Annotated in this window: 21 protein-coding genes; 6 read left to right on the top strand and 15 right to left on the bottom strand. The window is 71.5% G+C overall.

Annotated features, from left to right (window positions below):
* Positions 1–90: 90 nt before the first annotated feature.
* From AC3WXD_RS30485 to tsaB, 6 genes are all read right to left on the bottom strand, one after another.
* Positions 91–843 carry a fimbria/pilus periplasmic chaperone gene (locus AC3WXD_RS30485; RefSeq protein ID WP_492325331.1) on the bottom strand — a complete coding sequence of 251 codons (753 nt, stop codon included), beginning with the start codon at positions 841–843 and terminating at the stop codon, positions 91–93.
* 157 nt (positions 844–1,000) lie between these two features.
* Entirely contained in the window at positions 1,001–1,555 is a 555-nt protein-coding gene (locus AC3WXD_RS30480; protein ID WP_059412856.1) for a fimbrial protein, read from the bottom strand.
* 600 nt (positions 1,556–2,155) lie between these two features.
* On the bottom strand, positions 2,156–3,424 hold the full coding sequence (locus tag AC3WXD_RS30475; RefSeq protein WP_492325330.1) for a DUF1853 family protein: 1,269 nt from the start codon (positions 3,422–3,424) through the stop codon (positions 2,156–2,158).
* Entirely contained in the window at positions 3,405–4,385 is a 981-nt protein-coding gene (locus AC3WXD_RS30470) for a uracil-DNA glycosylase (protein WP_492325329.1), read from the bottom strand. Before AC3WXD_RS30470 ends, AC3WXD_RS30475 begins: the two co-directional genes overlap by 20 nt.
* Positions 4,382–4,936 carry a ribosomal protein S18-alanine N-acetyltransferase gene (rimI, locus tag AC3WXD_RS30465; RefSeq protein ID WP_155888047.1) on the bottom strand — a complete coding sequence of 185 codons (555 nt, stop codon included), beginning with the start codon at positions 4,934–4,936 and terminating at the stop codon, positions 4,382–4,384. Before rimI ends, AC3WXD_RS30470 begins: the two co-directional genes overlap by 4 nt.
* Positions 4,937–4,950: 14 nt before the next feature.
* Positions 4,951–5,739, bottom strand: coding sequence for a tRNA (adenosine(37)-N6)-threonylcarbamoyltransferase complex dimerization subunit type 1 TsaB (gene tsaB / locus AC3WXD_RS30460; RefSeq protein ID WP_492325328.1), 789 nt, complete (start codon positions 5,737–5,739; stop codon positions 4,951–4,953).
* Positions 5,740–5,940: 201 nt separating this feature from the next.
* Here tsaB and AC3WXD_RS30455 point away from each other — a divergent pair, with 201 nt between their 5' ends.
* Positions 5,941–6,210, top strand: coding sequence for an acyl-CoA-binding protein (locus tag AC3WXD_RS30455; protein WP_059412860.1), 270 nt, complete (start codon positions 5,941–5,943; stop codon positions 6,208–6,210).
* Between the two features lie 50 nt (positions 6,211–6,260).
* Here AC3WXD_RS30455 and AC3WXD_RS30450 read toward each other — a convergent pair whose 3' ends face one another.
* Entirely contained in the window at positions 6,261–7,664 is a 1,404-nt protein-coding gene (locus AC3WXD_RS30450) for a DHA2 family efflux MFS transporter permease subunit (RefSeq protein WP_029043544.1), read from the bottom strand.
* A 110-nt stretch (positions 7,665–7,774) separates the two neighbouring features.
* Positions 7,775–8,245 (bottom strand): SRPBCC family protein, encoded by a 471-nt coding sequence (locus AC3WXD_RS30445; RefSeq protein WP_020202733.1) that lies wholly within the window; start codon positions 8,243–8,245, stop codon positions 7,775–7,777.
* Between the two features lie 198 nt (positions 8,246–8,443).
* Here AC3WXD_RS30445 and AC3WXD_RS30440 point away from each other — a divergent pair, with 198 nt between their 5' ends.
* The gene (locus tag AC3WXD_RS30440; RefSeq protein ID WP_059412861.1) at positions 8,444–8,884 is read left to right on the top strand and encodes a VOC family protein; all 441 of its coding nucleotides are present in this window, start codon (positions 8,444–8,446) and stop codon (positions 8,882–8,884) included.
* Positions 8,885–8,942: 58 nt separating this feature from the next.
* On the top strand, positions 8,943–9,815 hold the full coding sequence (locus AC3WXD_RS30435) for an alpha/beta fold hydrolase (RefSeq protein ID WP_454731696.1): 873 nt from the start codon (positions 8,943–8,945) through the stop codon (positions 9,813–9,815).
* Between the two features lie 102 nt (positions 9,816–9,917).
* Here the strand turns inward: AC3WXD_RS30435 and AC3WXD_RS30430 are convergent, their stop codons facing one another.
* A complete protein-coding gene (locus tag AC3WXD_RS30430; RefSeq protein WP_492325327.1) occupies positions 9,918–11,399 on the bottom strand; it encodes a vWA domain-containing protein in 1,482 nt (493 codons plus the stop codon).
* Between the two features lie 426 nt (positions 11,400–11,825).
* On the opposite strand from AC3WXD_RS30430, the gene AC3WXD_RS30425 reads away from it, so the two are divergent.
* From AC3WXD_RS30425 to AC3WXD_RS30415, 3 genes are read left to right on the top strand one after another with little or no spacing between them, the layout of a single operon-like run.
* Positions 11,826–13,172 (top strand): LLM class flavin-dependent oxidoreductase, encoded by a 1,347-nt coding sequence (locus tag AC3WXD_RS30425; RefSeq protein ID WP_059412864.1) that lies wholly within the window; start codon positions 11,826–11,828, stop codon positions 13,170–13,172.
* Positions 13,173–13,207: 35 nt separating this feature from the next.
* A complete protein-coding gene (locus AC3WXD_RS30420; protein WP_492325326.1) occupies positions 13,208–14,590 on the top strand; it encodes an LLM class flavin-dependent oxidoreductase in 1,383 nt (460 codons plus the stop codon).
* Positions 14,587–16,065, top strand: a complete 1,479-nt coding sequence (locus AC3WXD_RS30415) for a SidA/IucD/PvdA family monooxygenase (protein ID WP_492325325.1) — start codon at positions 14,587–14,589, stop codon at positions 16,063–16,065. Before AC3WXD_RS30420 ends, AC3WXD_RS30415 begins: the two co-directional genes overlap by 4 nt.
* 873 nt (positions 16,066–16,938) lie before the next feature.
* Here AC3WXD_RS30415 and AC3WXD_RS30410 read toward each other — a convergent pair.
* The 6 genes from AC3WXD_RS30410 to AC3WXD_RS30385 are packed head-to-tail and all read right to left on the bottom strand — an operon-like array spanning position 16,939 to position 22,673.
* Positions 16,939–17,877, bottom strand: a complete 939-nt coding sequence (locus AC3WXD_RS30410) for a 2-hydroxyacid dehydrogenase (RefSeq protein WP_492325324.1) — start codon at positions 17,875–17,877, stop codon at positions 16,939–16,941.
* Positions 17,878–17,899: 22 nt separating this feature from the next.
* On the bottom strand, positions 17,900–18,958 hold the full coding sequence (locus AC3WXD_RS30405; protein ID WP_020202724.1) for an extracellular solute-binding protein: 1,059 nt from the start codon (positions 18,956–18,958) through the stop codon (positions 17,900–17,902).
* Entirely contained in the window at positions 18,958–20,136 is a 1,179-nt protein-coding gene (locus AC3WXD_RS30400; RefSeq protein ID WP_020202723.1) for an NAD(P)/FAD-dependent oxidoreductase, read from the bottom strand. The genes AC3WXD_RS30405 and AC3WXD_RS30400 overlap by 1 nt, the downstream gene beginning before the upstream one ends.
* Entirely contained in the window at positions 20,129–21,526 is a 1,398-nt protein-coding gene (locus AC3WXD_RS30395; protein WP_492325323.1) for an FAD/NAD(P)-dependent oxidoreductase, read from the bottom strand. Before AC3WXD_RS30395 ends, AC3WXD_RS30400 begins: the two co-directional genes overlap by 8 nt.
* Complete coding sequence (locus AC3WXD_RS30390; RefSeq protein WP_492325322.1) at positions 21,523–21,882, bottom strand: (2Fe-2S)-binding protein; 360 nt, start codon at positions 21,880–21,882, stop codon at positions 21,523–21,525. Before AC3WXD_RS30390 ends, AC3WXD_RS30395 begins: the two co-directional genes overlap by 4 nt.
* A complete protein-coding gene (locus AC3WXD_RS30385) occupies positions 21,879–22,673 on the bottom strand; it encodes an ABC transporter permease (protein WP_020423762.1) in 795 nt (264 codons plus the stop codon). The genes AC3WXD_RS30390 and AC3WXD_RS30385 overlap by 4 nt, the downstream gene beginning before the upstream one ends.
* Between the last annotated feature and the right edge of the window lie 2 nt (positions 22,674–22,675).

Genomic DNA, 22,675 nt, shown 5'->3' with positions numbered 1-22,675 from the left:
GGCCCCCACGGCGGCGAACATGCGGCCTGCCGCGAGAACCCGGGTGACTGGAAGAAGGTGCGGAGGGCGCGGCGCTGGGGCCGCGCGCGCCTACCTGGCGACGGCGCCAGCCTTGTTGTCGGTGACGGCGCCGTAGTCGTTGACGGTGGTGAAGACCACCTGTGCATCGCCGGCCGGCCGGGACAGGCCTTCGACCGGCAGCTCGATGCTGCCGAGCGGCGGCACCATCTCGGCCTTGGCCTGATAGCGCTTGCCGCCGGTCTCGACCGCCGCGCTGGCGATGCTGACGTGGTAAGGCGTGGGATTGCTTGCCTTGGCCACATAGCCGCCGGCACTGCCGGCGGCCGGCTGGATGGCCCAGGTCAGCCTGGCGGGCGCGCTGTTGGCGTCGCCGGGCAAGCCGCTGGGGCGGAAGAAAATCTTGAGGCGCGAGCGGAACGCCATCTGCAGCACGTTGGCGGGTGCATCGCTCTGGAGCTTGGGCGGGACTTCGAGCACATTGAGCCAGTAGACCGATTCGCGGTCCTGCGGCAACGGCTCCTGCGTATAGACCAGGCGCAGCGACTGTCCCTTGCCGGGGTCGATGCGCGCGATCGGCGGCAGCAGCGTGAACGGCATGCTGGCGGTGTTGGCGTCGGCACGGGCATTGCCATCGTCGACCCAGCTTTGCAGCAGCGCCGGCACTTTGCCGTCGTTGGTCACTTTGACCGTGACCTGCTTGGCCTGCGCCGGATAGATGACGCGCGTGCCGGAAATGACCACGCCGGCCCATGCGCTTGCCGCCGAGCCCAGCATGGCGGCGGCGAGTGCCGCGGCGGCCAGCTTGCGTGTTCGTTGTCCCATGATGGTTCCCCTGGTTGCCTTGTTGGTTTCCCGTATCCGGTGGATCCCGGCCGGTTTCTGTCGATCCCGGCCGGACCCTTCCGTTGCTTCCCCTTCTTGCTGGTGACTCGCCTTCCGGCAGCCCTTACGGGCAGGCTGCCGGCATGGCGGCGGGCGATTACTTGTAGTCGATCGAGTAGGTCACCTGGCCGGTCACGGCGCCCGGCTGGACTTCGTCGCTCATCGCGCGGTAGGCGACGATGTACGGCAGCTCGGCCGCGCCGGCGGACAGTTCGTACTTGGTGGAGCTGTCCTGGTTGGAGCCGACCTTGATCGGCTGGCCGCTGGTGGGATCCAGGAGAGCCAGTTCGACGTTCTTGGCAGCGTCTTCGCCGGTGGTGAGGTTCGCCAGCGTGCCGCGGTCGAGGTCTACGCCGGGGCCGGCTTCGAAGAACGCCGATGCCGTGGTGGCGGGACCGCTGCATTCCTTCAGGCCGACCACGAAGCGCGTCAGGCCGGACAGGGCGTCGGTGGAGCTCAGCGTGGCGGCGGCGACGGAGGGCAGCACCACGGTGGCGGCCGCCGGCGTTTCCGTGCCGTTGACGCTGATCTTGCAGGTCTGGGCAATCACTTCGCCTTCGAAGTTGATGGTGCCGTCGGAGGCTTGCGCGCCGGTGGCGACAGCGGCCAGGGCGGCGGTGGCGAGCAGGGTGCGGATAATGTTCTTGGTCATGGCGTTTTCCAGTTGGTTGAGGTTGGTGAAAATGCACCGTAAAATGCGAAATCTTCATTTTCTCCGGTGCCTGACCTGTTTCCCGGGCCAGTGACTGAATTCTAATTTTCCGGTCCTTGGCTGTTAATTTGACCAGTACCAAGATTGGTAACGGATTTATAGGACTTGTACTAATCGCCAATTTTTCCGCACAAAAAGAGTTACCAAGATCACTTTAATGACGGCAATCCATATTCACGAATCCGCACATTCACGGTGACTTAGAAACAAAGAAGACACATTTCAGCAATTTTTGGTCAACAAACTGGCGAAACACGCGAACGACGGTGCAAAACCCCGCGAAAGGCGCCGTCCGACCCGGAGCATCGGACAAATTCGCCTCCGGATCCGCACGGACTAGGACCAGCCGGAAATGCCATTTCCACCATTCACGGACGGACGTATTTTCAATACCGGCGGCGATGGAAAACGGGAAAATGAAGCGGTGCGGGAATGCCGGAAAAAGCGCGCGCGATGGCCCGCCCGCCATTCGCGGCAACGGAGATTATCGGAGGAGAATATGCCCGGGCTTCGGGCAGCGCGCGGCGGCGCGCGGCAGTGCTATTCGGCCGCCCGGGCCACGCGCTGCCGCGCCCGCTCTTCCCAGCCGGGCGGCACCACGAAGCCGCGCGTGCGCTCGCGCCAGAGACCGGGCGCGAGCGGCCCGGCGGGCTCCAGCTCGCACAGCATGACGGGCGCCTCGCGCCGCCAGCTCTTGTCGTGCCGGGTTTCCGCGAAGCGCAGCGCCAGCGCGTCGCGCACGGTGGCCAGCGGCTCGGTCTGCGCCCACGGCACCAGGGCCGGCGCCATCCACGCCGAGCGCGGCAGGCGGAACCAGCGCGAACCCGCGCGCGTGGCGGCCCAGTCCGCCCACTCCGGCAGCGTGTCCCACCAGCCGTGCAGATGGTCCGGCGCGATGCCGAGGTCGCGCACGCCGGCCGGGACGCGGCCATTGCGGTAGAACAACCAGCCGAGCAGGTAGACCTCGCTGCGGTCCACCTTGCGCCCCAGCAGCGCGAACGCCTCGGGCATGTGCGACAGCGCCAGCTGGCGGTGCACGAGATGGCCGAGCTTGTCGCCCAGGCGGTCCACCAGGTTGGGGCCGACGAAATGATGCAGCCGGGGCGGCGCGGCATCGCCGCGCTGCGCCTCGGGGACGGGATCGACCAGCAGGTAGAACTTGGCCGCCATCTCCCAGTGCACGATGGCGCCGCTGCCGGCGTCGCGCCAGACGAAGTCGAGCTCGCCCAGCGTCTGGACGCCATGCGCGCCGGCGCGCCGCACCGGCAGGTTGGCCGCCAGCAGTTCCAGCCCGGGAGTATGTTCCAGCGTGAACTGGAGCAGGCGCTCGGCGTGGCGCCCCAGCCGCAGGCTGGGCGCGTGCGCGGCGCCGTGCGGGCGCGGATGCTCGCGGCCCGCCGCCAGTTCGGCGATGGTGGGCGGCAGCGCGCCGGGATCGGCCGACAGCAGCCAGCGCTGCCAGCCCGCCAGCCCGCCGTCGGGCCAGCGCGCCAGCCCCGGGGCGATGCCGTTGGTGGTGCCGTTGGTGGTGCCGTTGAGAGCACCGTCGATGGCGGGATGGGTAACGCCGCCAGGACTGGCGGACATGCCGGCGGGAACCGCGCCGCCCGCCCTTTCTGCGGCCCTTTCTGCGGCCTCTTCTACGACCCCTCCCGCAGCCGCTACCGCCGGCAGGAACGCCAGCAGGGGCGGCGACAGCGAGCACCAGGCCAGTTCGCGCAGGCGCTGCGAAGCGGCATGACGCCACAGCGGCGCCACCTCGATGGCGCCGCCGGGGCCCAGGGCGGCGTCAGGCCTTGGCTCCCGCACGGGCATGCACCTCGCGGGCCAGGCAAAGGTCCTCCCACGCGCGCGCCTTGTCCGACAGCGTGCGCAGCAGGTAGGCCGGGTGATAGGTCACCACCACCGGGATGCCTTCGTAGCTGTGCACGCTGCCGCGCAGCTTGCCGATCGGCGTGGTGGTGCGCAGCAGCGACTGCGCGGCGAAGCGGCCCAGCACCACGATCAGCCTGGGCTGCACCAGCGCGATCTGGCGGCGCAGGTAGGGCTCGCACTGCGCGACCTCGTCCGGCTCCGGGTTGCGGTTGCCGGGCGGACGGCATTTCAGCACGTTGGCGATGAAGATATTGCGCCCGCGCGCCAGGCCGACCGCGGCCAGCATGTTGTCGAGCAGCTTGCCGGCCACGCCGACGAAGGGCTCGCCCTGCTTGTCCTCGTTCTCGCCGGGCGCCTCGCCCACCAGCATCCATTCGGCCTGGCGGTCGCCGACGCCGAACACGGTCTGGGTGCGGCGGTCGCACAGGCCGCAGTCGGTGCAGCCCGAGACGCGCGCCTCCAGCCCGGCCCAGTCGAGGCCGGCGATGACCGCCTCGCGCGAGCCGGCGGACGCCGGCATGGCGGGCTGCGCGGGGGCCAGCGCGAGCGCGGGCGGCGCTTCCGTTCGCGGTTCTGTCCGCGCCTCCGGACGAATTTCTGGGCGAATCTCCGGGCGAATTTCCGCCGGCGGCCGCGGCGCGGCTTCCGGCCCGGCCCGGTCGCGCACGGACGGCGGCGCCATTGCCGCATCCCCGGCGGCGACGGCCGGCGCTTCGGGCGGCGCGGCAACGGCGGCGGCAACCGGCTCGGCGGCAACGTCCGCGGCGAGATTCACGGCGAGATCCGCGGCGACATCCGGCTCCGCCGTCCGGTCCTGCGGCAATGCCGGCGCGTGGCGCGGCACCCACTCCTCGCTCACGCCCAGCACTTCGAGAAAACGCGCGCGCCGGTTCATGCCTGGCCCTCCGCGGGCGGCCACGCGCGGCGCAGCACCAGGGCGTCCTCGCGGGTCTGGCCGGCCGCCGGGTAATAGCCCTTGCGCCGGCCGATCTCGGCGAAGCCCGCCTGGCGGTAGAGTTCGATCGCGCCGGTGTTGGACGGCCGCACTTCCAGCAGCATGGTGTGCAGGTGATGCGCGTGCGCGGTGGCCAGCGCGGCGGCCAGCATCAGCCGGCCCAGGCCGGTGCGCTGGCGCGCCGGGTCCACGGTGATGTTGAGCAGGTGCATCTCGTCCACCACCGGCATCAGCACGGCGTAGGCGGCCAGCGCGCCGGCCGGGTCGCGCAGCGTCATGCCGAGGTGGCCGGCCTTGACCGAATTCTCGAAATTGCCGCGCGTCCACGGATGGCTGTAGGCGCGCGCCTCGATGCCGGCCACGGCCTCGACGTCGAGCGCGCTCATGCGCCCGATCGCCCAGCCCGCGCCCAGCACCGGCATGACCGGCACTTCCGGCCAGCCGGCGGACGGCGGCGCCGGCGGCGCGCCGGCCTCGGCGGCAAGCGGCATGCTGCGGCGCGCGCTCATGGCCGTTCTCCGGTGGCGGCCAGCGCGGCGCGCTGCGCGGCGATGGCCTGGCGCTCGGCAATGGTCTGGGCGACCTTGTCGCGCAGGTAGATCGGCATGGCGTCCTCCGGCGCGACAGTCTCGTTGCGCGCCAGCGCGCGCAGCGCGATCGACACCAGCGCGGGCGCGGCGGGCAGCGCGCCGGGCACGCTGTGCTGCGCCAGCGCGGCGGCGGCCAGGCGCTCGCCGAACACGGCGGCGGCGTTGCCGGCCAGCCAGAACGGCGCGGGCGGCAAGGTCGCCGCCTCGGGCGGGCACACCTGCATGGCGGTGACGGGCTGCCATTGCTGCGCGGCCTCGTCCCAGGCGAAGGCGCCGGCATAGGCTTCGTCCATGCGGGCATCCAGCGCCACCAGCACCGGCACGCCGGGCGGCAACGCGGGCGCGCCCGCCTCACTCGCCTCACCCACTTCACCCAGGCGCACGCGCTCGGCGCAGGCCATCAGCGAATTGACGGGAACCACCGGCAGGCCCGCTCCGAAGGCCAGGCCCTGGGCCACGCCGCAGGCGGTGCGCAGGCCGGTGAAGGAGCCGGGCCCGGCGCCGAAGGCGATGGCGGCGCAGTCGGCCAGCGCGATGCCGGCCTCGGCCAGCAGCTCGCCGGCGGCCGGCAGCACCCGCGCGGACGAGCGCGGGCCGGTGTGTTCATGACGCACCAGGCACTCCAGGGCGCCGCCTCGGGCAAGGCGCCCGAGCGCGACGGAGCACCACTCGGTGGAGGTTTCGACAGCAAGAATCCAGGACATGGCGAGATTGTATCCGTTGCCACCTCAAAAGCTGAACTTGCGCGCGCGCGGCTGCCGCGCGCCGCCGGCGCGGCGGGCCGGACCGAGGCCTTCCTCGGTTTCTTTGCGCCCAAACGCGCGGCGGCGGGCGCTATCATCGCGCTGTCCGCGCCCGGCCCCGCCTCGCGCCCCGCCATTCCCCCAACGCACCCAGGAGACCCCATGAGCGACCTGCAGGCCCGCTTCGCCCAAGCCCAGCTCGACGTCAAGCAACTGACCGAGCGCCCCAGCAACATGACCCTGCTGCGCCTCTACGCGCTGTTCAAGCAAGGCAGCGAAGGCGATGTCCACGGCGACAAGCCCGGCATGACCGATTTCGTCGGCCGCTACAAGTTCGAGGCCTGGGAAGCCATCAAGGGCACCAGCAAGGACGAGGCGATGGAAAAGTACGTCGCGCTGGTCGAGGAACTGCGCAGCGGCACGGCCGCCTGAACCCCGCCGCCGGAGCATGCCCCGGCCCGCCATGCGTTCATGCCGGCCCGCTAGGCCGGCAGCGGCCGCGGCCGGATGCGCCACGCCGCCAGGATGGCGGTGGCGATCACCAGCCCGACCGCGAGGAAGGTCTCGTCGAACGCGCGGATGCGCGCCGCGGCGTCGCCCTCCGGCCCCAGCACCGCGCCCTGCGCCGCGAGCCGCCACTGCAGGCCCACGCCGGCCAGGCTCACGCCGATGGCGCCGCCGAGCTGGCGCAGGAAATTGATGCAGCTCGAGCCCTGCGCGATCAGCGAATAGTCCACCCCGCGCATCGCGCCCAGCGTCAGCGACGGCAGGATGCAGCCCAGCCCGATGCGCCCCACGATGGCCCACGCCACCAGCAGCAGGTACGGCGTGGCCTGCGAGCCCAGCGCCATCAGCAGGAAGGATGCCGCCAGCAGCGCCAGCCCGAACGAGACCTGCCGGTGCGGCGCGATGCGGTTGGTCAGCCGCCCCGCCGCGGCGATGGTGAAGGCCAGCGCCAGCCCGGCCGGCAGCAGCACCAGCCCCGCGCGCGACGGCGTGTAGGCCAGCGCCATCTGCATGTAGACCGGCAGCAGGTAGGTCGAGCCGAACAGGCCCGCGCCGTAGATGAAGGCCACCACCGCGCCGGCGGCGAACTGGCGGTAGCTGTACAGGCGCATGTTCATCAGCGGATGCGCCGCGCGCAGCTGCCACAGCACGAACAGCACCAGCATCAGCACGCCGAAGCCCGCCAGCGCCAGCCCGGCCGGCAGGCTCTCGCGCATCTGCACCACGCCGTTGAGCAGGCTCACGGTGGCGATGCCGGCCAGGCCCAGGCCGCGCCAGTCGAGCGGCTTGCGCTCGCCCATCATGGCCGAATCCACCGCCATGAAGCGGCGCGCCATCCAGAGGCCGATCAGCGTCAGCGGCACCACCACGAAGAAGATCGAGCGCCAGCCGAACGCCTCCACCAGGAAGCCGCCCACGCTCGGGCCCACCGCCGGCGCCAGCACCACGCCGAAGCCGAACAGGCCGATCGCCTTGCCCTGCTCGCGCTCGGCGAACACGCGCAGGATCAGGATGTTGGGCAGCGGCTGCAGGATGCCCGCGGCGATGCCCTCGGCCACGCGCATGGCGATCATCACCGCGTAGGTCGGCGAGAAGCCGCCCACCAGCCCGCCCGCGCCCAGCAGCAGCAGGCTGCCCACGAAGGTGCGGCGCAGGCCGTAGCGGTTGAGCAGCCACGGCGTGAGCAGCATCGACAGCGTCATGGCGATCATGAAGCTGGCCGCCACCCATTGCGCGCGCTCCTGGCCCAGCGCGAAATGCCGGCTCAGCGCCGGCACGGCCACGTTGACGATGGTGGAGGAGACGATCGACGACACCGTGCCGAGCATCAGCGTCAGCAGCACCAGCCAGCGCAACTGCTCGCCGTAGCGCGCGCGCAGCGATGCCCGCGTGGGGCCGCCGCCCGCCCTGCCCGGCGCCGTGTCCGTGGCGTCGTTGGCCTGCGCGCCGTCCGTCGGCCCGCCGGGGGCGGGCGGCGAAGGCTGCGCGCTCACCCCAGGCGCCCGCTGGCGGCCAGTTCGCGGATCTTGCGCACGGTGTCGATGTCGGCCTCGTGATAGGCCGACTTGACGATCTCGGCGTAGCGGTCGTCGCCGCGCTCGTCGATGGCCGGCATGGTGGTCTCGTAGACGAAGCGCAGCAGCAGCGCGCCCGGGCCCGGCGTCTCGATCGCCATCGTCAGCGTGCCGCCGGCATGCTCGGCGGTGGCGGCGGTTTCGTAGCGCACCTCGCGGCGCGGCACGAACACCACGCGGTCGCGGATCGTGGCCTTGCCGAAATGCAGCACCCGCACCACGAAGTCGTCACCCCGCGCCACGATCTCGGCACGGTCCAGGCCCAGGACGAACAGCTCGGGCTCCGCCGAGCGCAGCACCAGCCCTTGCCAGAGCTGTTCCGGCGTCAGCGTGTCCAACTGGATATTGCGTGGATCGTTGATCTCCACAAGGTGCTCGAAGCGCAACTTCCCTCTCCTGGTCGATGGTTAGCCGACATTATGAAGGTTCCGCGTCAAGGTCTGCAGCAAAACTTCCCCGGCGCCGCCTGCCCGCGCCATGCCCCGGCAAGCGCGCCGGCCCGCAACACTCCTGACAGTTACTGTCAGGAGTGCCGGCGCACAATCGCGGCCCGATCACGCCCGCAACGCGGGCAGGAGACTGCGATGCAATTGCTGATCCAACTCGATGTCGACGACCTCGCGCGCGGCATCGGCTTCTATCGACGCGGACTGGGACTGAGCCTGGCGCGCACCCTGTCCGGCGGCGCGGTGGCGGAAATGCGCGGCGGCGGCGCGCCGATCTACCTGCGCGCGGGCCGCGCCGCCATGCCCGGCATGCGGCGCCCGCGCCGGACACCCGCGCGGCTCGACTTCGTCGTGGCCGACCTGGAAGCCGCCATCGAGCGCGCGCTGGCAGCGGGCGCCGAACTGGAAGACTGGCCGCAGGACCTGCCCGAGGGCCGCTGCGCCATGCTGTGCGATCCGTTCGGACACGGGCTGTGCTTCGTCGAATGGCACGGCCACGACCATGCGCCGCACCACGCGCCGGCGGCGGGCCGCCCGCCCCGCCGGGCGCCCGCGCGCGGCGGGGCCCTGCCTGGCTGAACCGGCCACGCGCGGCGATAATGGCGGCAGCACATCCACGTGGGCGGAGGAAAACCCGATGAGCGACGACCCGCCATCCGGCGGCCGGACCGGCCGCCTGCTGTCCGACGGCTTCGCGCTGCGCTACCGGCTCGAGGGCGAAGGCGAGGACCCGCCCCTGCTGGTCGTCGGCAGCGCCATCTACCATCCGCGCACCTTCTCGCAGGCGCTGCGGCGCAGGCGCCGGCTGGCCTTCATCGACCACCGCGGCTTCGCCGGCATCGAGCGGCCGCTGGCCGCGCAGGACGCCGCGCTCGAACGGGTCGTCGGCGACATCGAACGGATGCGGCTGCACCTGGGCCTGGCCCGCGTGGACATCCTCGGCCATTCCGGCAACGGCTACCTGGCGCTGGAATACGCGCGCCGTTTCCCCGCGCATGTCGGCCACGTGGTGGCCGTGGCGACCAGCCCGGATTTCTCGCCGGCGCACCTGGCGGCGCAGGAGCGGCGCTGGCAGGAAACCGTCGCGCCGGAACGCAAGCGCATCGACGCGGAACAGATGGCGGCGCTCGCCCGGGACCTCGCCGCGCAGCCGGACCAGGGCTTCATCGCGCTGTGCATCCGGATGCGCGCGCGCAGCTGGTTCGACCCGCGCTACGACCCCGCGCCGCTGTGGCGCGGCGTGCGCGTGAACATGCCGGTCATCGACCGGCTGTGGGGCGAGACCTTCCGCGATCTCGACATGCATGCGCTGCTGCGCGAGGTCCGCGCGCCGATCCTGCTCGCGCTCGGGCGCTGCGACTACCTGAGCGCGCCGGCCTCGGCCTGGGACGCCTATCGCGCCGACGCGCACCGGCTGACCGTGCGGCACTTCGAGCGCAGCGCGCACTCGCCGCAGATGGAGGAGCCCGCGCTGTTCGACCAGGCCCTGCTGGAACATCTGCAAGGCTGAACGCAAGGCGGGCGGCAGCGCCGCGCGCCCGCCCTGCCGTCACCAAGACGCGGAGACCGGCGAGAGCGCAACGCCGGCGCCCCGCCAGCCCCGCGGCCGCGCTCAGCGGATCTGCAGGTCGCGCCTGATCTGCGTGCTGCCCTGCCTGACCGTGATGGTCAGGACGTCGCCCGAGACCGGCGGCGTCGCCAGGCTGGCCAGGTACTGGAAGCGGATGCCGGTCTGGATGCTCTGGAACAGGCCGGCCAGGTCGGTGCCCTCGACCCGCTTGTATTCGCCGCCGGTGTCGGCCGCCATCTTCTGCATGTCGGGCTCGTTGACGTCGCCCTGCCTGCCGAACGCGACCGTGTACAGCGGCACGCCCTTGGCCTGCGCCGCGCCGATGACGCTGGCGGGCGAGTACGGCGAGACATTGTTCTGCCCGTCCGTCATCGCCACCACGATGCGGCGCGCGTTGACCCCGGCATCGAGCAGGTCGAGGCCGGCCTGCGTGGCGGCATAGAACGCCGTGGTGCCGCCATAGCGGTAGCCGCCGCGGATCTGCCAGTCGCCGGTGGCCGGGTGGACCGGGTCGGGACCGTTGCCGCCGTAGATCTGCGAATCGTCGTTGTACAGGTCCACCACCGGGCGCAGCGCGGCGATGTCCTGCGTCAGCCCGCTGGCGCTGAAGCGGTAAGCGGCCACCGCCGCGCCGCCGCGATACCAGTTGTAGTTGCGCGCCAGGTTGGCATCGTCGATCTTCTCCACCTTGCTGTCGAAGATCACCACGCCGGCCTCGTCGGCGCCGCTGCGCAGGCCGTCGAGCAGCACGTGGCCGGCCGCGCCGGCGATCCGCAGCGCGCTCTTGCCGGTCGTGCCGACCGCGCCGAACATCGAGCCGCTGGCATCCATCACCATCGCCACGCTGGCATTCTGCGCGGCGCTGGCGCCGTAGGACAGCGCGCCCAGCGGCAACGCCGTGCCGGCCACGGCAAAGCCGAAATCCGCGGCGGCCAGGCCCAATACGGCCTTGCCGGTCTTGTCGTCGGTCACGGTCAGCGCGACCTTGCCGCCGCCGAGGTCCTGGACCACGCTGAGCACGTAGGTGGCGTTGGCCGGCAGCGCCGACACCGGCGGCTTGCCGGCGCCCGCGCCGACGATGAAGGACGACAGCGGACGGCTGATCGCGCCCAGGCTGCCGGGCTGGGCATGCGCCTGCACCGCGGTGTCGGGCACGTCGCCCGAGAAGGCCCCGCAGGCATCGGTGGTCAGGGTGACGACCACCGTGCCGTCGGCGCTGCTGAAGTGCACGGCGAGCGCGGCGAGCGGGTCGTAGCCATCGGGCACCTCGGGGCAGGCCACGCTGGCGGGCTTGCGCAGCGCCGTGCCCGCCTGGCGCACGATCATGATGCCGCGCGCGGCGCTGTCCTGCGGCTGTACCAGGACGCCGGCCACCGCCACCGTCTTCGGCGCGGCGGGAGCCGAAGGATCGGGGCTGGCCGGCGCCATGCCCGCGGGCGTGCCATTGCCATCGTCGGAGCCGCCGCAGGCGGCCAGTACCGCCACCGCCAGCAGGCTGAGCACGGCATGTCGAAATTCGCGCATCGATTCTTCCTCGGGAAAATGCAGTTATCGTTCTGTCGCGACGCATTCGCGCGGCCATGCCTGCCGGCAACGCAAGCGCATTCGCCCGCCGATGATTCCATCGCCGGCCCGGAAAAGGCGTCAGCCGTATTTGTACGAAGCGAGGGAAACGTCTGGCGATGGTGACAAAAGGAACAAAGCCGCCGCGCTTGATCCAGCGCAAGGAATCGAGGCGGCGGATGTGCCGCCGGCCGGCCGCGCGCGCCGCCACGCCAAACGGATAAGCAAGCGCGCTTTGCTTCGTTGGTGGCGCGCGCGGCTTGTTCTATCGTCAAGCCTTCGCAGGCCCTGCGCGGCACTCCCGCGCTCCACGCAACCCGAGTACAAGACCCGCGCCGTGGACCGCCGGGTGCCCGGCGAAGGCCATCCGCAACCGGGGACATTCCAATGAGCGCCACCACACGCCCGCGCCAGCTTCACCTCAACATCAACCTGCTGCACTCTGGCTTCGTGCCGTCCGCGTGGCGGCTGCCCGAGGCCGATCCCTACGCCTTCGCCGACGTGCGCCACTACGTGCGCGTGGCGCGGATCGCCGAGGCCGCCAAGCTCGACGCCGTGTTCCTGGCCGACAGCGCCGCCATCGTCGACCAGATCCACTTCCGCCCGATCACCGCGCTGGAGCCGACCGTGCTGCTGGCCAGCGTCGCCGCGGCCACCACGCATATCGGCCTGATCGGCACGGCCTCGACCAGCTACAACGAGCCCTACAACATCGCGCGGCGCTTCGCCACGCTGGACCACGTGAGTGGCGGGCGCGCCGGCTGGAACGTCGTGACCACCGCCGACGTGCCGTCGGCGCGCAACTTCGGGCGCGAGGCCGCGCCGGACCACGCGCAGCGCTACGCGCGCGCGGCCGAGTTCACCGCGGTGGTCAAAGCGCTGTGGGACAGCTGGGAGGACGACGCCTTCATCGGCGACAAGGCCGGCGGGCGCTTCGTCGATCCCGGCAAGGTGCATCCGGTCGCCCATCACGGCGAGCACTTCAGCGTGCAGGGCCCGCTCAACCTGCCGCGCCCGCCGCAGGGCCACCCGGTGGTGGTGCAGGCGGGCGGCTCCGCCGACGGGCGCGAGCTGGCCGCGCGCCATGCCGAGGCGGTGTTCTCGGCCTCGCAGTCGTTCGAGGAATCGCTGGCCTACGGGCGCGAGCTCAAGTCGCGCGCGCAGGCGCTCGGGCGCGGGCCGGACGCGGTGCAGGTGCTGGCCGGCCTCACCACCATCATCGGCGCCACCGAGGCGCAGGCACGCCGGCGCCGCGACGAGCTGGTCGACCTGATCCCGTGGGACTACAGCCTCGCGCGGCTGGCCGGCATCCTCGGCATCGCGCCGGAGCGCCTCAGGCTCGACGAGCGCCTGCCCGACAACCTCGCGCTGCCCGCCAGCGGCAACGGCAACCACACCTTCTTCAACGCCACGCTGGCCACCGCGCGCCGCCACGGCTACACCGTGCGCGAGCTGGTGCGCGAGCTGGCCGGCGGCGGCGGGCACCGCGTGATCGTCGGCACGCCCGAGCAGATCGCCGACGACATCGAGCACTGGTTCCGCCACGGCGCCGCCGACGGCTTCAACCTGATGCCCGACGCCCTGCCCGGCGGGCTGCAGGATTTCGTCGACGGCGTGGTGCCGATCCTGCAGCGCCGCGGCATCTTCCGCACCGAGTACGAAGGCACCACCCTGCGCGACCACCTCGGGCTGGCGCGCCCGCGGGGCCGGCAAGGCGCGCGCAAGGCCGCCTGACACGCAAGGGACAACCAACCAAGGGACAACTCATCATGGCTCAACGCAGCGGCTTCCTCAGCCTGGGCGCTTTCCTCTATCCGAGCGGCCACCACATCGCCGCCTGGCGCCACCCCGACGCCAAGGCCGACGCCGGCATCGACTTCAAGCACTACGTGGCGCTGGCGCAAGCCGCCGAGGCCGCCAAGTTCGACCTGGTCTTCCTCGCCGACGGCGTGGGCACGCGCGGCGACGACGTGGAATTCCTCAGCCGCACCGCGCACAGCTACCAGGCGCAGTTCGAGCCGATCACGCTGCTGTCCGCGCTGGCCGCCGTGACCGAGCGCATCGGCCTGGTCGGCACCGCCTCGACCAGCTTCAACGAGCCGTACCACATCGCCCGCAAGTTCGCCTCGCTCGACCACATCTCGGGCGGGCGCGCCGGCTGGAACCTGGTCACGTCGTCGAGCGAGCACGAGGCGCACAACTTCAACCGCGAGCACCACTTCGCGCATGCCGACCGCTACGAGCGCGCCGCCGAGTTCGCCGACGTGGTGGGCGGCCTGTGGAACAGCTGGGAAGACGACGCCTTCCTGCGCGACAAGGCCAGCGGCCGCTACTACGACCCGGCGCGGCGCCACGTGCTCGGGCACAAGGGCAAGCATTTCCAGGTGCACGGCCCGCTCAACGTCTCGCGCACGCCGCAGGGCCATCCGGTGGTGGTGCAGGCCGGCTCGTCCGAGGCCGGCAAGGAACTGGCCGCGCGCACCGGCGAGGCCGTGTTCACCGCGCAGCAGACCGTGGAGGACGCGGTGGCGTTCTACGCCGACGTGAAAGGCCGCCTCGCCAAGTATGGCCGCGAAGCGGATGACCTCAAGATCCTGCCCGGCGTGTTCCCGGTGGTCGGCCACAGCGAGAGCGAAGCGCGCGAGAAGTTCGAGCAGCTGCAGTCGCTGATCGACCCGGTGGTGGGCCTGGCGCTGGTGTCCAGCCTGAGCGGCGGCTTCGACCTGTCGGGCTACCCGCTCGACGGCCCCATCCCCGAGCTGCCCGAGACCAACGCCAGCAAGAGCCGCCAGCGCCTGCTGATCGACCTCGCGCGGCGCGAGAACCTGACCATCCGCCAGCTCTACCAGCGCGTGGCCGGCGCGCGCGGCCACTGGCAGCTGGTCGGCACCGCGGAGCAGATCGCCGACCAGCTCGAAGAACGCTTCCGCAAGTACGGCGCGGACGGCTACAACATCATGTCGCCGGTGCTGCCCGGCGGCCTCACCGATTTCATCGCGCTGGTGCTGCCGGAGCTGCGCCGGCGCGGCCTGTTCCGCACCGAATACGCGGGCACCACGCTGCGCGAGCACCTCGGGCTCAAGCGCCCCGCCCATCCCGCCGCGCAAGCCAGCGCCGGCCAGACCACGCCGACCACCGCCATCGCCGCATGACCGACCTGTCCTCCCTCGCCCAAGCCGGCGCCGCCGCCGATCCCGATTTCCTCGCGCGCGAGACGCTGCGCCTGATCGGCCCCGCGCCCGACGACTGGGTGCCCGCCCATGCCGGCATCGACCACAACGTCGCCATCGTCGGCGGCGGCCAGAGCGGCAGCGCCTACGCCTTCGCGCTGCGGCGCGCCGGCATCGGCCGCGTCACCGTGCTCGATGCCGCGCCCGACGGCGCGCGCGCGGGCGTGTGGCGCGAGCGCGCGCGCATGCAGAAGCTGCGCACGCCCAAGAACCTGGTCGGCCCCGAGCTCGGCCTGCCCGCGCTCGGCTTCCAGGCCTGGTACGAAGCGCGCCACGGCGCGCAGGCCTACGCCGCCATCGACCGCATTCCGCGCCTGGCCTGGGCCGACTATCTCGACTGGTTCCGCAGCTTCCTCGGCATCGACGTCCGCTACGGCACGCGCGTGAAGCGCATCGAACCCGTGACCGGCGCCGCCGTGCCGCACTTCCGCCTGCACCTGGAGATCGACGGCCAGCCGCGCACCGAGACCGCGCGCAAGGTCATCCTCGCCAGCGGCGTGGCCGGCAACGGCGCGCCGTTCGTGCCGGCCGTGCTGTCGGCGGCGGTGGCCGCGGGCCTGGCCGCCCACACCGCCGACGCCATCGACTTCGCCGCGCTGCGCGGCAAGACCGTGGCCGTGCTCGGCGCCGCGGCCTCCGCCTTCGACGCCGCCGCGGTCGCGCTCGAAGCCGGCGCCGCCGCCGTGCACCTGTTCGCGCGGCGCGATCACATTGCCGCCACGCCGGTCTCGCGCATCCGCGCCTACCCCGGCCTCTACGACAACTACCATGCGCTGCCCGACGCCACGCGCTGGGAACAGGCCCTGCGCTACCGCCGCGCCGGCTCCACGCCGCCGGCCGACTCGGTGGAGCGCGTGCTCGGCTTCGAACAGTTCCACCTGCACCTGAGCGCGCCGTGGCGCGCGGCCGAGATCGAAGGCGGACGCATCGCCGCGCAGGTACGCGGCGAGACGCTGCGCTTCGACTTCGCCATCGCCGGCACCGGCTACCTGGTCGACCCCGCCGCCCGGCCCGAACTGGCCGACATCGCGCCGCACGTGCTGCGCTGGCGCGACCGCTACCAGCCGCCAGCCGACGCGCGCGACGACGAACTGGGCGCCTCGCCCTACCTCGGCAGCGGGCTGGAATACCTGGAAAAGACGCCCGGCAGCGCGCCGTGGCTGCGCGACATCCACGTGCACAACCCGGGCGGGTTCGCCAGCACCGGCGTGCCGCTCGGCGACGTGCCGAGCATGCGGCGCGATATTCCTGGCGCGGTGGCGCGCATCAGCCGGGATTTGCTGTTGGCGGATTTGCCGCTGCATGAGCGGCGTATTCGGGGGGAGGTGCCGGTGGATTTTGGGCCGGAGTTTTATGCGGCGGCATTGTGGAAGGGGGAGGATTTGGAGGTTGAGTGATAATTTTGTTAATATTTATAAAAATAAAATTCGACTTATAAGTCAAATACGTTAACTTCTTCAAAGTCAAAATCAAAGTCAAAGGCTTTCGCTCCCCCGGAGCGACCTACTTTCTTTTCCCCGAAAAGAAAGTAGGCAAAGAAAGCGGGCTGCCTGGCCGGCAGGGGCAGAAACGTTGGGATTTCTCTTGTTGGTGGTTTCGTGGTGGGGGCGGTGGTTCTGCTGGCATCCTGCCGTTACCGGTGCGAGCGGCCACGATCTGGCTGGCGGTATCGGTTTCGGGGTCAGACCTATGGTGGCGAGTGCACTGCTGGTTCGGGCATCTGCCGTTACCAGTTCGAGCCGCCACGACATAGCATCCTCGTGGTTTCGTGGTGGGCGTGGTGGACCCAGCGCGGGTGTGTTGGGTTTCGGTAAGCGCTGAGGGCTCCCCGCTGGCACATCTCAAGATCCCGCACCGGGTTCAAACCGGGGCCACCGCGCCCACCACGAATCCAGCACCGTCCCTATGCCGCACCCATTCGTCCCGGTCGCGGCAGCAGCCCGAACCACCCGGGCCAACGCCATCATGCAGCGCCACCACGAATCGAACACCACCCGAGAGACAGTGGCAGCCAAAACCGGTACCGGCAGAATCCCAGCAGAACCACGAACCCCACCACGAAACCACCAACCTAAGCAACACTGTTCGGCTCTGCCCCTGCCGGCAAGGCAGTCCGCTTTCTTGGCCTACTTTCTTTTCGGACAAAAGAAAGTAGGTCGCTCCGGAGGAGCGAAAGCCTTTGACTTTGACGTTGACTTTAAGCCGTTGACTTTGACTTTAAGAAGTTGACTTTGAAGTGGCCTTTGCCTTTGAATTTCATACCTCCTCCCCTAATACCCCCTCCCCACCTCATAAACATCCTCCACCTCCCCCCCACCCTCCGCCATGCGAATCAACTCCGCCACGCGCCGCGCCCGATCCCGCCGCGAAGGCGTCGCCGCGCAATGCGGCGTGACGATGACCCTGGGGTGATCCCACAGCGGCGAAGACTCCGGCAGTGGCTCGACATCGAACACGTCGAGCAGCGCGCCGCCGAGGTGCCCGCTATCGAGCGCATCGAGCAAATCCCCCTGCACCACGTGCGCGGCGCGCCCGGCGTTGAGCAGTTGCGCGCCGCGCGGCAGCATGGTGAGGCGCTCGCGGTTGAGCAGGCCGGCCGTGCCGGCGGTCTGCGGCAGCAGGTTGACGAGGATGTCGCTGCGCGCCAGGAAATCCGGCAACTGCGCCATGCCGTGGTATGTGGCCACGCCGTCGATGGCCTTGGCCGAGCGCGACCAGCCCTGCACCGAGAATCCCATGCCCGCCAGGTAGCGCGCCGCGTGCAGCCCGAGCGCGCCCAGCCCCATCACGCCCACGCGCGTGCGCTGCGCCAGCGGCGTGGGCGGCGGCGCGCGCCAGCGGCGCTGCTGCTGGTCGCGCGCGCTGCCACCCATGCCGCGCATCAGCATCAGCGCGCCCATCGCCACGAACTCGGCCATGCCTTGCTGCGTCTCCGGCAGCACCAGCCGCGCCAGCGGCAGGCCGGGCGGCAGCAGGTCGTCGGCCAGCATGTGCTCGATGCCGGCGCCGGCGCTGATCGCCAGCCGGAGGTTGGGGTAGCGCGCCAGCGCGCCGCGCTCGGGCTCCCACACCAGCGCGTAGCGCACCGCCGCGGCCGGCACGCCGGGGTCGCCCCACAGCCGCACCTCGGCCTCGGGCAGCACGGCGGCAAACGCATCGCGCCATTCGGGCAGCGCCTGCGCGCCGCCGGACTTGATCAGCAGGATCATGCGCAAACCCCGGCGGCGCCGCTCAACGCTCGACCAGCCGGTTCCACTGCCGGTCCCAGTTGGCGCGGTTCTGGTTGATCTGGCTCCAGTCGACCGTCACCGCGGTCTTGAGGTATTCCTTCATCCGCGCCAGCTCCTGCCCGGCCTTGCCGGTGGCCGTCACCTCGGTGTTGGTCGGGTTGTACGAGCCGCCTTCCAGCGCGGCCTTCTGCGCGGCGGCGGTCAGCAGGTAGGCGGCGAGCTTCTGCGACAGCTCCGGCTCCGAGTTGTTGGCGATCACGCACTGGGCCACCATCAGCACCACCGCGCCTTCCTTGGGCTGGGCATAGGCCACCGGCAGCCCCTTGCCCTGGAAGATGGTGGTCATGCTGGGCGTGAACGGAAAGATCGCGGCCTCGCCGGACTGCACCATCTCCGACAGCTTGGCCGAGTTCGACACGTATTCCAGCACGTTGGGGCCGACCGTCTGCGGCCACGCCTTGAAGCCGGGCTCGGCGTTGGACTCGCTGCCGCCGCGGATGCGGTTGAGCATCAGGAAGCCGTGCAGGCCGAAGGTGGACGACGGCAGCGACTGGAACACCACCTTGTTCTTGTACTTGGGATCGGCCAGGTCCTGCCAGGAGGTGGGCGGCGCCCAGTTCTTCTCCTTGAACACGCGCGTGTTGTAGCCGAGGCCGGTCATGCTCATGGTCACGCCGGTGGCCATGTCACCCTCGATGTGGGCCTGCGGATAGAGCGCCTTGCCGGCGGCGGAGGCCGGCTGCTTCTCGCACAGGCCCATGCGGATGGCGCGGTACATCAGGCCGTCGTCGAGAAACATCACGTGCATCTGCGGCTTGGCGCGGGCGGCCAGCGCCTTGGCCATGATGTCGGACGAGGTGCCGGGCACCACCACGATCTTGACGTCGTTGGCCTTCTCGAAGGCCTTGAACACGAAGTCCGTGTAGGTCTTTTCCATCGAGCCGCCGTTCATGCCGACGTACAGCGTGCGCGTCGCGGCATGCGCGCCGGCGGCGAGCAGCAGCGAAGCGGCGGCCATGCCGGCGGCGGCCCGGATCTGTTTAGCGAACGGTCTGGTCATCAATGCACTCCTTTGGCGATGCGGGGTGAGTCAGCGGGGGAAGCAGCAGGCACGCCCGTACCCGGCGCGAAGCGGCGCAGGTCGAAGGCGGCGATCGGGGTCGTGGTGGCGCCGTCGGCGACCAGCTCGGCCAGCACCGCGCCGGCGGCGGGGCCGACCTCGAAGCCGGCGCCGGAAAAACCGAAGCCGTGGAACAGGCCGGGCACGCGCGGGCTGGCGCAGAGCACCGGCTGGCGGTCGGGCAGGTAGCCTTCGATGCCGCTCCAGGTGCGGATGATCTGGGCCTGTTCCAGGCGCGGGATCAGCGTGGCGATGCGGCGCATCTGCGCCAGGATCGCGGCGGTGGTGGAGCGGATCGCGTCCACGCCGGACGCGCCCGGCTCGACCCGGCCGCCGCCCAGCACCACGTTGCCGCGCGCGACCTGGCGGCAGTACACGTCGCCGCCCTCCATGCCCAGGCTCAGCGGCAGGAAGAACGGCAGCGGCTCGGTGACGGCCATCGCCGGGTGGCCCTGGGTCAGCGGCGCCGCGTCGCCGAAGCGCGCGGCCAGCGGCCCGGCCCAGGCGCCGGCGCAGTTGAGCAGGTTGGGCGCGCGCACGGTCAGGCCCGAGGCGGTGGTGGCGACGAAGCCGGCGCCGCCGTGCTCCACCTGCAGCACCGCCTCGCGCTCGCGGATGACGGCGCCGGCGGCCGCCGCGGCGCGCGCGAAGGCCGGCGACACCAGGCGCGGATTGGCCTGCCCGTCGTCCGGGCAGAGCGAGGCGCCGGCCAGCCCGGCGCCGAGCCACGGATAGCGCCGGCGCAAGTCGCCGGGGCCGAGCAGCTCCAGCGCCAGGCCGTAAGGCTGCGCGCCGTCGCGATAGCGCTCGAGCTTGGCCATGTCGTCCGCCGTGCGCGCCAGTTTCAGGTGGCCGCTGCGCACGTATTCGCCGTCGGTGCCGAGCAGCGCCGGCAGGTCCTGCCAGATGCGGTGCGCGCGCTGCGCCAGCGGCAGTTGCGCGAAGGCGCGCCCCTGGCGCCGCACGCCGCCGTAGTTCACGCCGCTGGAGCGCGAGCCGCACAGGTCGCGCTCCAGCAGCACCACCGACAGGCCGCGCGCGCGCAGCGCCAGCGCGGCCGACGCGCCGACGATGCCGCCGCCCACGACCAGCGCGTCGGCTTGCAGGGTTTCAGCCATGATTGCCCTCCTCGCCGGCGGCGAGGCCGGAGATCGGCACCGGCTTGACCGGCGCCTGCCCGCGGATGCGGCCCACCAGCTCGAGCGGCCGCGCGCAGGCATCGGCCAGCAGCTCGGCGCCGGCCACGCCGCACATGCGGCCCTGGCAGCGGCCCATGCCGACCCGGCACAGCGCCTTCATGCGATTCATCTCGTCGGCGCCCTGCTCGCGCGCCGCGCGGCGGATCTCGCCCGCCGTGACCGCCTCGCAGCGGCACACCACGGTGTGATCGGGCACCTGCGCGGCCCAGTCGCGCGGAAACGGAAACGCGCGCTCCAGCCCGGCGCGGAACGCGGCGATGCGCGCCAGCCGCGCATCGAGCTTCGCCGCCCGCGCCGCGTCGACGGCGATGCCGCGCTGCGCGAGCAGCGTCAGCGCCGCGCGCTCGCCGGCCAGCTCGGCCGCGTCGGCGCCCATGATGCGCGCGCCGTCGCCGGCCACGAACACGCCCGGCACGCTCGCCCGGCCCTGCTGCTGCGCGACCAGATGCGCGCGCTGCTGCGGATCGAACGCGAAGCCGCAGCCGAGCAGGTCGGCCAGCTGGCTCTCCGGGCGCAGGCCGTAGCCGAAGCCGAGCGCGTCGCAGGCGATGCGGCGGGTCGCGGACGGATCGGTGCGCGAGACCCAGTGCACGGCCTGCACGCCATGTTCGCCCTCGACGCGCGCCAGGCGCGCGTTCGCGTGGATCGGCACGCCGTGCAGCCGCAGCCACGCCACGTAGTACAGCCCCTTGGCCAGCACCGCCGGCAGCCGGCTCATCGGCAGCAGCGCGCCAGCCTGCTCCGCCGTGCTGGCGTAGTCGAGCACGGCGCGCACGTCGGCGCCGGCCTTCTTGTACTGGTAGGCCACCAGGTACAGCAGCGGCCCGCTGCCGGCCAGCACCACCTGCTGGCCGATGGCGCAGCCCTGGAACTTGAGCGCGACCTGCGCGCCGCCCAGCGAATACACGCCCGGCGTGGTCCAGCCCGGCACCGGCAGGATGCGGTCGGTGGCGCCGGTGGCCAGGATGATGTCGCGCCACGGCAGGCTCGCGTGGCGGCCGCTGACGGCGTCCCACAGGTCGAGCACGTGCCCGTCGGCATTCCAGACCAGCTGGCCGGGCCGGTAGTCGACGTGCGGCAGCAAGGCCGCGAAGGCCTCGTGCAGGGCGCGCGCGCGGCCCGCCTCGAAGCCGTACAGCTGCCGCGCGCTGCGGCGGAAGCCGTCCGGCTGCTGCCGGTAGATCTGCCCGCCCCAGCGCGGCGCCTCGTCGATCACCACCGGGCGCAGGCCGTGGCGCACCAGCGTCTGCGCCGCGCGCACGCCGGCCGGGCCGGCGCCGACGATGACCGTGTTGCCGTCGCGCGTCATGCCCGCTCCTTCGCTTGCTCCGCTGGCTCGGCCTGCGCCGCGGCGAACACCGGCGCCGTGCGCAGGCGCATGCCGGCGCGCAGCGGGGTCGCGCAGGCGCGCACGCGCTCGCCGCCCTCGAGCCACACCAGGCAGTCCTGGCAGGCGCCCATCAGGCAGAAGCCGGCGCGCGGCGCGCCGGTGAATTCGTTGTCGCGCAGGCGCCGGCGCTGGACCAGGATGGCGGTCAGCACGGTGTCGCCCTCGAGGCCTTCGCAGAACACGCCGTCGAGCTCGAAGCGCAGCACGGCGCGCCGCTGCTCCTGCAGCCGCCGCAACTGGCCGGCGCCGCGCGCGGAATCGGATGGCGTGCTCATGCGCGCCCCACCAGCATGCGGTCGAGGCCGTAGACGCGGTCGATGACCAGCATCGCCGCCGCGGTCAGCGCGATCATCAGCGCGGACACCGCGGCCATCATCGGGTCCAGCGACTCGGTCGCGTACATGTACATGCGCACCGGCAGCGTGACCGTCGACGGCGAGGTGACGAAGATCGACATGGTGACTTCGTCGAAGCTGTTGATGAAGGCCAGCATCCAGCCGCCGGTGACGCCGGGCAGGATCATCGGCAGCACGATGCGGCGGAACACCGTGGCGCGGCTCGCGCCGAGCGACACCGCGGCCTGCTCGGCGCTGGCGTCGAAGCCGGTCAGCGCGGACACCACCTGGCGCAGCACGTAGGGCGTGATGACCATGGTGTGGGCCAGCAGCAGCCAGCCCAGGCTGCCGGCGCCGCCGACCAGCGAGAACATGCGCATCAGCGCCACGCCCAGCACCAGGTGCGGGATCAGCAGCGGCGACAGCAGCAGGCTGTTGACGAGGTTGCGCCCCGCGAACGCATGGCGCGTGATGGCGATGCCGGCCGGCACCGCGATCAGGCAGCACAGCGTGGCGCTGGCCGCGGCCAGCCCCAGGCTGGTCCAGAACGACTGCAGGAATTCGTCGTGCTCCAGCAGCGTGCGGAACCAGCGCAGCGAGAACGCGGTGGTCGGCAGGCTCAGCGTTTCGCCGGGCGTGAAGGCCACCAGGCAGACGACCAGCAGCGGCGCCACGGTGAAGGCGATCACCAGCGCGTTGAAACACAGGGCGAGAGGTCCGTTCTTGTTCATGG

This window comes from Cupriavidus sp. FW216-B1 (genome assembly GCF_058789195.1).
Note: the sequence above shows the minus strand (reverse complement) of the source record. Positions and strands in the feature narration are given on the sequence as shown.

Excerpts from the sequence above, each read along its gene's own strand:
- AC3WXD_RS30485 (WP_492325331.1), bottom strand. The coding sequence starts at position 843 with ATGGGACAACGAACACGCAAGCTGGCCGCCGCGGCACTCGCCGCCGCC.
- AC3WXD_RS30480 (WP_059412856.1), bottom strand. The coding sequence starts at position 1,555 with ATGACCAAGAACATTATCCGCACCCTGCTCGCCACCGCCGCCCTGGCC.
- AC3WXD_RS30470 (WP_492325329.1), bottom strand. The coding sequence starts at position 4,385 with ATGAACCGGCGCGCGCGTTTTCTCGAAGTGCTGGGCGTGAGCGAGGAG.
- rimI (WP_155888047.1), bottom strand. The coding sequence starts at position 4,936 with ATGCCGCTTGCCGCCGAGGCCGGCGCGCCGCCGGCGCCGCCGTCCGCC.
- tsaB (WP_492325328.1), bottom strand. The coding sequence starts at position 5,739 with ATGTCCTGGATTCTTGCTGTCGAAACCTCCACCGAGTGGTGCTCCGTC.
- AC3WXD_RS30455 (WP_059412860.1), top strand. The coding sequence starts at position 5,941 with ATGAGCGACCTGCAGGCCCGCTTCGCCCAAGCCCAGCTCGACGTCAAG.
- AC3WXD_RS30440 (WP_059412861.1), top strand. The coding sequence starts at position 8,444 with ATGCAATTGCTGATCCAACTCGATGTCGACGACCTCGCGCGCGGCATC.
- AC3WXD_RS30435 (WP_454731696.1), top strand. The coding sequence starts at position 8,943 with ATGAGCGACGACCCGCCATCCGGCGGCCGGACCGGCCGCCTGCTGTCC.
- AC3WXD_RS30430 (WP_492325327.1), bottom strand. The coding sequence starts at position 11,399 with ATGCGCGAATTTCGACATGCCGTGCTCAGCCTGCTGGCGGTGGCGGTA.
- AC3WXD_RS30425 (WP_059412864.1), top strand. The coding sequence starts at position 11,826 with ATGAGCGCCACCACACGCCCGCGCCAGCTTCACCTCAACATCAACCTG.
- AC3WXD_RS30420 (WP_492325326.1), top strand. The coding sequence starts at position 13,208 with ATGGCTCAACGCAGCGGCTTCCTCAGCCTGGGCGCTTTCCTCTATCCG.
- AC3WXD_RS30415 (WP_492325325.1), top strand. The coding sequence starts at position 14,587 with ATGACCGACCTGTCCTCCCTCGCCCAAGCCGGCGCCGCCGCCGATCCC.
- AC3WXD_RS30410 (WP_492325324.1), bottom strand. The coding sequence starts at position 17,877 with ATGATCCTGCTGATCAAGTCCGGCGGCGCGCAGGCGCTGCCCGAATGG.
- AC3WXD_RS30405 (WP_020202724.1), bottom strand. The coding sequence starts at position 18,958 with ATGACCAGACCGTTCGCTAAACAGATCCGGGCCGCCGCCGGCATGGCC.
- AC3WXD_RS30400 (WP_020202723.1), bottom strand. The coding sequence starts at position 20,136 with ATGGCTGAAACCCTGCAAGCCGACGCGCTGGTCGTGGGCGGCGGCATC.
- AC3WXD_RS30395 (WP_492325323.1), bottom strand. The coding sequence starts at position 21,526 with ATGACGCGCGACGGCAACACGGTCATCGTCGGCGCCGGCCCGGCCGGC.
- AC3WXD_RS30390 (WP_492325322.1), bottom strand. The coding sequence starts at position 21,882 with ATGAGCACGCCATCCGATTCCGCGCGCGGCGCCGGCCAGTTGCGGCGG.
- AC3WXD_RS30385 (WP_020423762.1), bottom strand. The coding sequence starts at position 22,673 with ATGAACAAGAACGGACCTCTCGCCCTGTGTTTCAACGCGCTGGTGATC.